The following is an 11523-nucleotide window of genomic DNA, read 5'->3' as shown; positions in this document are numbered from 1 at the left end:
GGTAGAAGAACAAAAAGCGGTATCTCCAGCAGTTATAAATGCATAACATTTAAATAGTGATAGATTTATGATTATAGTAGATAATGCCCTTAAAGAGAGGGAACGAAGTAACAACCCTGTCAGGGTTGGAATCATTGGAGCAGGATACATGGGACGAGGGACCGTTTTAACGATTGAGCGATCCGTTCCCGGAATGAAGGTTGCTGCCCTATATAACCGTACCTTATCAAAAGCAAAACGAGCATTCAGCCAGGCAGGAGTGGATAACTACCGGGAAGTATCTGCAACGCATGAATTAGATCAAGTGATTGCTGAGGGGGGATACGCCGTTACAGACAATCCCAATGCTTTGTGTAGGGCTGAAAATTTGGATGTTATTATTGAAGCTACTGGTCAAATTGAGTTTGGTGCACAAGTTACGGTGGAGGCTATAAACCATCAAAAGCACGTAGTACTAATGAATGCTGAGCTTGACGCCACTGTAGGTCCCATATTAAAAAAATATGCCGACGACAATGGTGTAATTATTACAAATGCCGATGGTGACCAACCGGGAGTACTGATGAATTTAATGCGGTTTGTAAAAACAATTGGCTACGATCCTGTATTAGCAGGAAATATAAAAGGCCTCGAAGACCCTTACCGGACCCCGGAGACCCAAAAAGAATTTGCCCGTAAACACAAACAAAAACCAAGAATGGTGACCTCCTTTGCCGATGGTACTAAACTTTCAATGGAAATGGCGGTTGTTGCTAATGCAACTGGTTTTAAAGCAGGAAAACGAGGAATGTATGGGCCAGAATGTGAACATGCAACTGATGCTATCGACCTGTTTCCGATGGACCAGATGATGAACGGAGGGCTTGTTGATTACATATTAGGTGCTGAGCCGGGACCCGGCGTTTTTGTGCTGGCATATAATGATAATCCTATACAACAAGACTATATGTCCTATTTCAAAATGGGTGATGGCCCGTTGTATGTATTCTATGTACCCTACCACCTGCCCCACCTTGAAGTTCCCATCACTGCGGCACGAGCGGTACTCTTTAATGATGCAACCATCGCTCCAAAGGGAGAAGCAGTTTGTGATGTTATCACTTTAGCAAAAAAAGATCTTAAGGCAGGTGATATGCTGGATGGAATCGGGGGGTTTACCACTTATGGAACACTTGAAAATTCTGATATTGTAAATACAGAAGCATTTCTTCCAATGGGACTATCAGAAGGATGCGTGCTAAAAAATGATGTACCTAAAGATCATGCTCTTACCTATCAAGATGTAACTATACCGAAAGGTAGATTAGTTGATCAGATTCGCAGAGAACAAATGCAGTACTTTGATTTTACAAAGATATCAAACTCAACCGTTGGTTTAAATCAACATTTAAATATAAAGTGATCTAACATGTGGTTTTTAATAAGTTTATCGATTGTCTTGCTTGGATTGCTGATTACCTATGTCAAGGTATCAAAAATAAAAAAAAGCGACAGCGATGATGACACTGACAATATCTACCCAATGTGGTAGAATATTAAAAATACCTGGTGTTTTTGTTCACCATTAAAGGTAGTAATAGATAATATCATGGGTTCAATAGATTTACTTACAATTATCCAAATTACAGCTTTAGCTCTGTTACTCGTTATTGGACTTGAAATAATACTTCGGCATAAGGGTTTCGAACCTAAAACGTTTACTAAAGAGAAGTCTACCATTGTGCCTGAAGGAAAGTTGTACCAGTCAGATCCTAAACTGGGGTTTGTTTTTCAACCCGGGAACTTTTCAATAAGCATTAACAATCGGTTTACATTTACTGCTAACCATGATGAAAATGGTCATCGGATCACTTCTGATAAAAAAGAGTATGATCAGAATACAAATTACCCGGAAATATGGTTTTTAGGCTGTTCATTTACTTATGGCTGGCTGGTTTACGATAACGAAACATTCCCATGGTTAGTCCAACAGCATTTAAAAAACTGGAAAGTCCGTAATTTTGGCGTGAGTGGCTATAGTATATTACAGTCTTATTTGCAGTTCAAAGAAGCGTCATTGAAAGGGGAACCACCTCGAATTGTTATGCTGATGTATGGCAGCGAAATACATGATAACAGAAACACGCTTACCAGAAAACGGAAAAAGTCATTTACTCGCTTAGAGAGAACAAGTCCCTTTTCAGTACCATGTGGCCGACTTACAGCAAACGGTGACTTGAAAATTATATATGACCATACCCGATATACCGGCTTACCATTTTCATCTTACTCAGCATTGATGCATCGTCTTGAGAACAAATATGATATGAGATATGATAGCCGTCTTAACAACAAAGAAGTATCAAAAAAAATAATAACGAAATTTCAACTGCTCTGTGATAAGGTAAACTCAACTTTTATTCTTGCTGGTATCCATGAAGGGAAAAACACTAAAAAAATGCTACAGTTTTGTAACTCTAAAGGAATAAAAACGCTAGATATTTCGGTTGATCGGGGGCCGAGATATCCTGAACACTCCTTCTATCCGTTTGATGACCATCCAAGCCCGCTGGCTCATAAAAAATATGCAGAAACTATAATTATGTATTTAAAGCAGGAAAATTTGATCAATACACAATCTGTTAAAACTACACATTGGGAATAAGAAACATGGACAAAAAAATATACATACTGGGAATTTCAGCATTCTACCATGATTCCGCTGCTTGTATCATTGAAAATGGTAAAATATTAGCTGCTGCCCAAGAAGAGAGATTCACTCGAGTGAAACATGAACGAAGTTTTCCAAAGGAAGCTATACGCTATTGTCTTTCAGAGGCAAACATATCCATCAAAGATATTGAGCTGGTAGCATTTTACGATCAGCCATGGCTCAAATTTGATCGTCTTATCAAGACATACTTCGCATATGCTCCAGACGGCTTTTTATCTTTTTCTAAAGCCATACCTCAATGGATCAAAAAGAAATTATGGGTAGATCGTATAATAAAAAACGAGTTGAGCTATAAGGGTAAAGTCCTTTACCCAGAACATCACGAATCCCACGCAGCATCAGCTTTTTTCCCCTCTCCATATGAAAAAGCAGCTGTACTCACAATAGATGGTGTTGGAGAGTGGGCTACAGCTTCATGGGGAGTAGGAGAATATAATAATATCAAGATTGAAAACGAGCTTCATTTTCCTCACAGTTTAGGACTGTTGTACACTGCATTTACAACCTATACAGGATTTCGAGCAAACTCTGGCGAATATAAAGTAATGGGGTTAGCCCCCTACGGCAAACCTAAATACAAAGAAAAGATCCTCGATAACCTTATGGATCTAAAAGAGGACGGGTCGTTCCGATTGAATATGAAATACTTTAACTATTGCCAGGGGCTTACAATGACCTCCGAAGCATTTCATGACCTTTTGGGCGGCCCTCCCCGGGAACCCGAGTCTAAGTTAACACAACGAGAAATGGATCTGGCACGGTCGGTCCAAGAAGTTGTGGAAGAGGTGATGCTACGCATGGCCCGTCACGTTCGTAAAGAAACCGGCGAAAAATATCTATGCTTGGCCGGAGGTGTAGCTCTAAACTGCGTTGCAAATGGCAAAATACTTCGTGAAAGGATCTTTGACGATATCTGGATACAACCCGCTGCCGGAGACGCGGGCGGTGCCTTAGGTGCTGCACTATACGCATGGTACCAAATTATGGATAAACCCCGCATGCTAAATGGCCAAAAAGATTTCCAGAAAGGATCTTATTTGGGGCCCTCTTTTTCCCAGAAAGAAATTGAACAATGGTTAAAAGAGGAACGTATTCCGTATAAAAAAGAAGATCCTGAAAAAATACCTTCTCTGGCTGCAGAGCAACTTGTTGATGGCAAGGTAGTTGGATGGTTTAATGGCCGAATGGAGTTTGGCCCCCGAGCGTTGGGGGCTCGAAGTATTTTGGGAGATTCGCGGAGTCCGGAAACACAGTCCACTCTAAACCTAAAAATAAAATACCGAGAATCATTTCGACCGTTTGCACCATCATGTCTGGCTGAAGATGTAAGTGAATACTTTGAGCTCTACCGAGAATCACCTTACATGCTGCTTGTTGCACCTGTAAAAAAATCCAGAAGAATTAAGCAAGCGGAAGACCACCAAAAACTATTTGGAATTGAACTTCTGAATATTCCCAGAAGTGATATTCCTGCTGTTACACATGTAGATTATTCCGCAAGGATTCAAACTGTCAGTAAGGATGATAACCCACAGTATTATCAGCTAATTAGGGAATTCAAAAAACAGACTGGGTATGGAGTGATCGTAAATACCTCATTCAATGTTCGAGGTGAGCCCATCGTCTGTACCTTTCAAGATGCATATCGATGTTTTATGAGAACGGAGATGGATGTCCTTTTCTTAGAAAACTTCGTAATGTTTAAAAGAGAACAACCTGAGATAACCGAAGATAAAGACTGGAGAAAAGAATTTGTACTCGACTAATAAGAAACTAAATATAATTCCATCATGGCTGCTAAAAAAAATAACTGGATCGAACAGTTGGTACTGGCAATCCTATTCTATGTAATAATCACTCCTACGGGACTGATATTACGTTTATTTGGATATGACCCATTGCGACTCAAATCCGATAAGGATAATACGTCTTACTGGGTAAAAAAATGATAACAGGTAATATGGGGGTATAAAACTATTCATTACCCATGTTTTACAATAAGAAGAGAGTGATTATACAACTAAGAAAGTAATTCAATAAGAGGTTCAAGTGAAGGTTCAAGACTTTAAAACAGATATAATTAGCGGGAGAAAAAGGGTAAGTGCGAATATTATCTGGGAGGATACCCCCCGACCATCAGAAGAGGTTTATTTTGAGGTAGATGAACAGTTCGCTAACGATATATCCTGTAACCCAAATGCTTTTTTCCTGGCTACTGTAATCCCCGCATTACATTACGGAGAGCATCGGTTTTTTATCGAGGAAAAGATTTCACCAGTTTTATATCAAGGAGCTAAAGATACACTGGGATGGTTTTACCATTGGTTTTACAAGGATAAAAGAGATCCACTTAAATTAGAAGTAGAAACTAAGGCACAAGCCACATCATTATACAAAAAAGGTAAATCGGCTTGTTTTTTATCAGGAGGCGTTGACTCTTATCATACTCTGTTTGAAAATTGGTCCATTTACTCAAAAACGCATCCTAGATATATAACACATGGTGTTGTTGCATATGGACTAGAACAAGACGATCCAAAAAAGTTCGAATATGTGCTCTCATTTTTACAACAAGTTGCTGATGATTTAAATATTTCATTAATACCAGTTTACACTAATATCTACCTTATCCACCGCGAAGAGGATGCGAAAAATAGCTTTGACTTCTGGATCTCAAAGTTTCAGGGGGCTGCATTAGCATCTATTGCTCATATTTTAAGCAATAGATTGAACAGTATTTCAATAGCCGGAACCTATGATTTAGTTCACCAAGTACCCGACGGGCTTCATCCTTCGATACTACCTAATTTTAGCAGTGAAAAGTTGAACATTCGTCTTGATGGGATACTTTATTCCAGGCTGACTAAAACAAAAAAAATGTTAGAAGCCTCTCCCTTACCTATATCTCTAAGAGTATGTAATCGATACAAAAAATATGAATATGGGAATTTAAATTGCGGCAAATGTGAAAAATGTATCCGTACAATGCTGGCGTTTATGGCCATTGGTAAATTACACGAAATAGATTCATTCCCCACCGACAATATCACTGCAGAAATGATATACAAAAATGTAGCCATAACTAGTGAATATACCGCAGCATGCTATAACGAACTTATTGCCCCATTAGAAGAACAGAATCACAATGAACTGGCAAACGCTTTGAGATACAAGTTGAATCTGTATTACAACAAGGATAAAAAGTTAAAATCCAAGTTCATCAAATTAAATCATAAAATACATGACCATAAATTAACGTATATGCTAAAATCTTAGAATATCCCCAGAAAGATGAAGGTCCAAAACATTAAAAAAAGTTATGCTAATAATCGATGCAGAATTAGTGCGGAGCTGGTCTGGGAAACGATAGACCGGCCGCAGGAAGTAATCTATTTTGAAGTAGATAAACAGTTTAGTAGCGATATCTCTTGTAATCCTGATGCTTTTTTCTTGGCTACATTATTTCCTGCATTATATTATGGAGAACAACGGTATACCATTGATGAAGCAATCTCTCCTGCTTTGTATCAAGGTGTGAAAGATGTTTTGGGTTTATACCGTCACTGGTACTATCGTGATAAACATGAACTAATCACTCTTGAAATTGAAACCAAGGGAAAAAAAACTCAAGACACTCGCAATAAAAATGCTGCCTTCTTTTTTTCCGGTGGAATAGATTCCTACAGCACATTCGTTGATAATCGGCAGATTTATCCGAAAGAACATCCCGGATATATAAAAGACGGAGTTATTGTTTTTGGCCTTGAACAGGATGATCCGAAAAAATTTGGCTATGTATTTTCTATGCTTAAAGAGGTTGTAAGCCGCTTAGAGGTAACCCTCTTGCCGGTATATACCAACATCTATTTAAATTACCGTGAAGAGGATGCTTCGAACAATTTTTACTTCTGGATTTGGGAGTTCCAGGGAGCCGCACTAGCTGCTATTGCACATATATTAAGCAATCGGTTCAGTACTGTATCGATCGCATCATCCTTGCGAGTCTCAAATATAACCCCTTATGGTTCTCATCCCTTACTAGAACCGAATTTCAGCAGTAACAATTTGCAAATTCGTCATGATGGGCTCATTTATTCCCGACTGGAAAAAGTAAAAATGGTTACTGATTACTTATCGGTACCATTTAACCTGCGGGTATGCAACTATTTCAAGAAATATAAACATAATAACTTGAACTGCGGTAGATGTGAAAAATGTATCCGTACAATGCTGGAATTTCTGGTACTTGGAAAGCTCAATAAAATGGATTCCTTTCCCTATGATAATGTAACTGCAGAAATGGTTTTAAAAGGCGTAAAAATAACATCTGATGATATGATAGCCCCCTATACTGACCTCATCCCTCCCCTCAGAGAGATAGGTCGGAAAGACTTGGCTAATCTCTTGGAATCAAAGTTGAATAAGTATAATAGTATCAAGAATAAAGCATCAGGATCAAATACATTTTTAAAAAACAAAAATTTTAAACGGTCATATAATAAGTTCAAATCTATTTTTGTATAAAATGATCATAGATTCATCAAATATTGAAACAGGTAAAGTAATAGCTACGGATATTTGTATTATCGGTGCAGGGGTGGCTGGAATTACTGTTGCCAGAGAATTTATTAATAAAGATGTTAACGTCCTTTTACTTGAAAGTGGCGGTTTGGAACCCAATCCGGAACTACAAACACTGAATACCGGTAAAAACGTTGGAACACCCTATTACGATCTAGACCGTACTCGAGTTAGGGCTTTTGGAGGAACCAGCCATCGTTGGATCATAGATATCGATAATGAGGAACAGGGAGTACGATTGCGCGGGATGGATAGCATAGACTTTGAAAAACGCGACTGGGTGCCATACAGCGGTTGGCCTTTTAGTAAGACTCATCTCGATCCATACTATGAACGAGCACACGAAGTTTGTAAAATTGGTCCCTATTCTTATGATGCTGATCATTGGAAAAGCTCTGATACCAGAACTCCCCTCCCATTTGTTAATGAAAAAGTTAAAACAACAATTTTTCAGTTCACACGAAAAAACATTTTCTATGAAGATTATAGACGAGAACTGGACAATGCAAAAAATATCACCACGGTACTAAATGCGACTGCACTAAAAATTGAGGCCTCTGAAAACGCCAAAAAAGTTAAAACGATACTTACAACAACTCGTAATGGAAAAGAATTTCGTGTAAAAGCAACACAATTTATACTAGCAACTGGCGCATTGGAAATACCACGTTTGTTGTTGCTTTCTAATGATGTTATGAAATGTGGGTTAGGGAATCAAAACGACCTTGTAGGTAGATTCTTCATGGAACACCCTCACTTATGGAGTGGGGTTTTTTACCCATCAGATCCCAACCTATACAAACGTGCTGGGCTCTATGATGTTCATCAACAAAATGGAACACCCGTTATGGGCAAATTGACTATTGATGAAAATGTATTGAGAGAAGAGCAATTACTAAACTTTACCACTTCTATTCATCCTGTCTCCATTCCGGATCCTAACAGTGGGGTACAATCGCTCAAAAAGATTGGTGCTGCAGTGGCAAGTGGCCGAAAAGTCGACGATTTTGAAGGACATTTAAAAAACTGCATCCAAAATTTTGATGGTATCGCAGCTGCCGTTCTGCGAAAAGTAGCCGGTCCTCACTTCGACAAGTATCTGGATAACAGTAGTCAAATAAATGCATTTAAGCTAAACATTATGGCTGAACAAGTTCCAGATCCGGAAAGCAGAGTAATGCTTGATAACGTTAAAGACCAGTTTGGGCAACAAAAAATAAAGTTGGATTGGAAATTAAATTCCCAAGACATCAGAAGTATTCGTAAAGCCCAACAAATAGTTGACAATGAACTGCGTCGATCGGGACTTGGCCATCTGGAGATCGAACTAAAAGATGATGTGCCACCTCCTGACATTCATGGTGGTTGGCATAATATGGGTACGACGCGCATGCACGAATCCCCGGAAAATGGAGTCGTCGATCCCAATTGCAGAGTACATGGAATACTAAATTTATTTATAGCAGGTCCGTCAGTTTATCCCACGGTAGGATATGCAAACCCCGTTTTAACCGCTGTAGCATTATCTCTGCGACTGGCTGATCATCTTAAAAAACAAATAGATAATTAATGAACTGGAGAGAGGTTTTTTATGCCTAAATGGGGAATGATCATAGATCTGGAACAATGTATCAACTGCAAAGCATGTGAAGTCGCTTGCACGCAAACCAATAATGTACCTAGAGGGAGCCGCAGAAATGTTTTTGATTTCGGAATAGATCACGTTAAAGATGAAATACGTATTTCTCTGCCGATGAGCTGCATGCAATGTGAAAACGCCCCCTGCCTTGAGGTTTGTCCTACCAAAGCAACTTATCAACGACCCGATGGTATCGTCGATATTGATCCGGATTTGTGTACAGGGTGTGGATACTGCATAGTTGGATGTCCATATAACACCAGGTCAATAGTAGAACTAGATGATAATAACCCAATTGATGAAAAAGTTAATGACGAAGATCTCCAATCATTCTTGGGAACCTGTACAAAGTGTAATTTTTGTGTTGTAAAAGTGGATGCGGGGTTACAACAGGGCCTAATGCCAGGTATAGATATTGAAGCAACACCATCTTGTGTAAACATGTGTAGTTCTAAAGCATTGCATTTTGGGGATTTGGAAAATCCAAATAGTAACATATCCAAAATGGTAAGAGAAGAAAATGTAGAATGCCTACATCCGGAAGTTGGAACTGCCCCCTCTTTGTGGTACATCCTTCCAGAGGATTATACCCTAAAAAATAACATGAAATAAGATGAGAGAAATAGCCAACACCTTACAACCAATACACCAAAATGTATGGCGCTTACCTGCTGTACTAAACTTCACGCTTGGTGGGGTTGGAAGCGGAATTTATCTCGTTGGCACATTTTTATCTTGTTTTCAGGAGTTTAGCACTAGTACGAATTTGTTTTATATCGTTAGCGCGCCACTTTTGATTATACTTGGGTTATTTGCCGTATCCCAAGAAGCAGGAAGGCCTTCCCGAGCAATCTATCTTATGCGAAACTGGAAGCAGTCATGGATGTCACGCGAAACTCTGGCAGCTGCTATTTTTATTCCTTCATGCTTTCTTGAGGTTATCTTTTCCTCAATATTTTTTAGCCTAGTTGGTTTTATATCCGGACTAATATTCTTGATTAGCCAGGGAATGATTATGTACAAGAGCCGGGGGCTACCAGCCTGGAATATTTGGTTAACTCCCGTTTTATTTGTTGTGTCTGGGTTTGTTGCAGGCAGTGGACTACTACTATGTTTCTTAACTTTCTCCGGTAATACGTCTCCGTATCTTGCTTTTACTACGCTGGGATTCCTTCTTTTAGATATTATCCTTTGGTATGCATATGTAAACTATACTCAAGACCCTGCTTTCAGGCTGGCCACTCGGCATCTACGTAAGGCGAAATACAGATTTACGATCCCTATTGTGGGGCATGCTTTACCTGCTTTGGTCATTGTAGTTGAGATCTACAGAATGCTATTTCACCCTGAATTTCTTACAGGAATCACATCTTATTTAGCAGCATTTGCAGCATTAATCCCTATGTATACTGCTTACAAAATACGGTATGGGATAGTCATAAAAGCCGGCTTTTATAGAAAAATCACCCTCTATCGTAAACCAGAGGCACTATCTGTAAAAGTTTGAACTATAAGATTATGAACACATCACATTACGATATTAAAATACAGTTGATAATTAGATTTAAAATAGAGAGAAATAAATAATCCAAACTGAGAAATATTAAGCCTAATAGAGGTTTAAAAAATGACTAAAGAACAAAAACCACTTGTGACCATTGGAATTCCAACCTACAACCGCGCCGATGGGTATTTAAAAAATGCCTTGGAAAGTGCTTTACAACAAACCTATCCAAATATTGAAATTATTGTCTCTGATAACTGTTCACCTGACAATACTGAAAAGCTTATTAACAGTTATAAAGATGAAAGAATCAAATATTTTAAGCACAAAAAAAATATAGGAGCAAATAACAACTTTAACTTTTGTGTGGAAAAAGCAAATGGCATGTATTTTCACATGCTCCATGATGATGATTTAATTGATCCCGATTTTATTGAGACTTGCATAGGCAAGGTTGATTCTAAGCCTGATGCAGGGCTAATCCGTACCGGCATGCGAATTATCGATGGAAACGGCTTTTTGATTGCCAAAAGATTCAATAAGATAAGCGGACAATCATTTACCGATTTTATCTTTGAATGGTTTGATGACAAGACCTCTCCCTACCTTTGTAACACCCTTTTTAAAACTGAAGCTCTACGTGAAGTAGGAGGATTCCATTCTAAAACTCATTTATGGAATGATGTTGTAGCAGAAATGAAAATAGCAGCAAAATATCCACGAATAGAAATAGAAGAAATTAAGGCTTCATTTAGAGATCACGGAGATAATCGCGGTTCAGCATCAAGATTGAAAGAATGGGTAGAAGACTCAAAATTTCTTTTGGATGTGTTATGTGATCTCGTCCCCAAAAAATCTAACGAGCTGATATACCTGGAAGGCTCCAAGCACTTTGCCAGGTTAAATTACCTAAAAGTTAAATCTCTGAACGAACCTTCCATTAAAAAACTACTGACATACTGGTATATTTATAAGGCTTTTGATTTTAAGCATTCACCATTGGGATATATACTTCCCACTTTCTTAAAGCCATATTATTGGAAGAACAAAGTTAAAAAGCTAATCACTTCACCAGGGTAATTAGAT

At 38.6% G+C, this 11523-nt stretch carries 10 protein-coding genes; all 10 read left to right on the top strand.

Annotated elements, in window-relative coordinates; all coding sequences use genetic code 11:
* Positions 1-67 precede the first annotated feature (67 nt).
* The 10 genes from FCN14_RS02120 to FCN14_RS02080 all read left to right on the top strand — a co-directional run bounded on the left by FCN14_RS02120 (position 68) and on the right by FCN14_RS02080 (position 11517).
* Positions 68-1402: an NAD(P)H-dependent oxidoreductase gene (locus tag FCN14_RS02120; protein ID WP_138429442.1), complete on the top strand. Its 1335-nt coding sequence runs from the start codon at positions 68-70 to the stop codon at positions 1400-1402.
* Positions 1403-1588: 186 nt separating this feature from the next.
* Positions 1589-2644, top strand: coding sequence for an SGNH/GDSL hydrolase family protein (locus FCN14_RS02115; protein ID WP_138429441.1), 1056 nt, complete (start codon positions 1589-1591; stop codon positions 2642-2644).
* A 5-nt stretch (positions 2645-2649) separates the two neighbouring features.
* Positions 2650-4479: a carbamoyltransferase family protein gene (locus FCN14_RS02110; RefSeq protein ID WP_246043076.1), complete on the top strand. Its 1830-nt coding sequence runs from the start codon at positions 2650-2652 to the stop codon at positions 4477-4479.
* A 24-nt stretch (positions 4480-4503) separates the two neighbouring features.
* The gene (locus FCN14_RS15675) at positions 4504-4662 is read left to right on the top strand and encodes a hypothetical protein (protein ID WP_171032776.1); all 159 of its coding nucleotides are present in this window, start codon (positions 4504-4506) and stop codon (positions 4660-4662) included.
* A gap of 100 nt (positions 4663-4762) precedes the next feature.
* Positions 4763-5989, top strand: a complete 1227-nt coding sequence (locus FCN14_RS02105) for a hypothetical protein (protein WP_138429440.1) — start codon at positions 4763-4765, stop codon at positions 5987-5989.
* A 15-nt stretch (positions 5990-6004) separates the two neighbouring features.
* The gene (locus tag FCN14_RS02100; protein WP_138429439.1) at positions 6005-7237 is read left to right on the top strand and encodes a hypothetical protein; all 1233 of its coding nucleotides are present in this window, start codon (positions 6005-6007) and stop codon (positions 7235-7237) included.
* A gap of 1 nt (position 7238) precedes the next feature.
* Positions 7239-8864: an FAD-dependent oxidoreductase gene (locus FCN14_RS02095; protein ID WP_138429438.1), complete on the top strand. Its 1626-nt coding sequence runs from the start codon at positions 7239-7241 to the stop codon at positions 8862-8864.
* A 21-nt stretch (positions 8865-8885) separates the two neighbouring features.
* Positions 8886-9545: a 4Fe-4S dicluster domain-containing protein gene (locus tag FCN14_RS02090; protein WP_138429437.1), complete on the top strand. Its 660-nt coding sequence runs from the start codon at positions 8886-8888 to the stop codon at positions 9543-9545.
* 1 nt (position 9546) lies between these two features.
* Positions 9547-10440: a DmsC/YnfH family molybdoenzyme membrane anchor subunit gene (locus FCN14_RS02085; RefSeq protein ID WP_138429436.1), complete on the top strand. Its 894-nt coding sequence runs from the start codon at positions 9547-9549 to the stop codon at positions 10438-10440.
* 120 nt (positions 10441-10560) lie between these two features.
* Complete coding sequence (locus FCN14_RS02080; protein WP_138429435.1) at positions 10561-11517, top strand: glycosyltransferase family 2 protein; 957 nt, start codon at positions 10561-10563, stop codon at positions 11515-11517.
* Positions 11518-11523 lie beyond the last annotated feature (6 nt).

This window comes from Fodinibius saliphilus (genome assembly GCF_005869845.1).
GTDB classification, from domain to species: domain Bacteria; phylum Bacteroidota; class Rhodothermia; order Balneolales; family Balneolaceae; genus Fodinibius; species Fodinibius saliphilus.
Note: the sequence above shows the minus strand (reverse complement) of the source record. Positions and strands in the feature narration are given on the sequence as shown.

What these genes read in the sequence shown, in the direction of transcription:
- FCN14_RS02095 (WP_138429438.1), top strand. Translation starts at nt 7,239, where the DNA reads ATGATCATAGATTCATCAAATATTGAAACAGGTAAAGTAATAGCTACG.
- FCN14_RS15675 (WP_171032776.1), top strand. Translation starts at nt 4,504, where the DNA reads ATGGCTGCTAAAAAAAATAACTGGATCGAACAGTTGGTACTGGCAATC.
- FCN14_RS02080 (WP_138429435.1), top strand. Translation starts at nt 10,561, where the DNA reads ATGACTAAAGAACAAAAACCACTTGTGACCATTGGAATTCCAACCTAC.
- FCN14_RS02100 (WP_138429439.1), top strand. Translation starts at nt 6,005, where the DNA reads ATGAAGGTCCAAAACATTAAAAAAAGTTATGCTAATAATCGATGCAGA.
- FCN14_RS02085 (WP_138429436.1), top strand. Translation starts at nt 9,547, where the DNA reads ATGAGAGAAATAGCCAACACCTTACAACCAATACACCAAAATGTATGG.
- FCN14_RS02120 (WP_138429442.1), top strand. Translation starts at nt 68, where the DNA reads ATGATTATAGTAGATAATGCCCTTAAAGAGAGGGAACGAAGTAACAAC.
- FCN14_RS02110 (WP_246043076.1), top strand. Translation starts at nt 2,650, where the DNA reads ATGGACAAAAAAATATACATACTGGGAATTTCAGCATTCTACCATGAT.
- FCN14_RS02115 (WP_138429441.1), top strand. Translation starts at nt 1,589, where the DNA reads ATGGGTTCAATAGATTTACTTACAATTATCCAAATTACAGCTTTAGCT.
- FCN14_RS02090 (WP_138429437.1), top strand. Translation starts at nt 8,886, where the DNA reads ATGCCTAAATGGGGAATGATCATAGATCTGGAACAATGTATCAACTGC.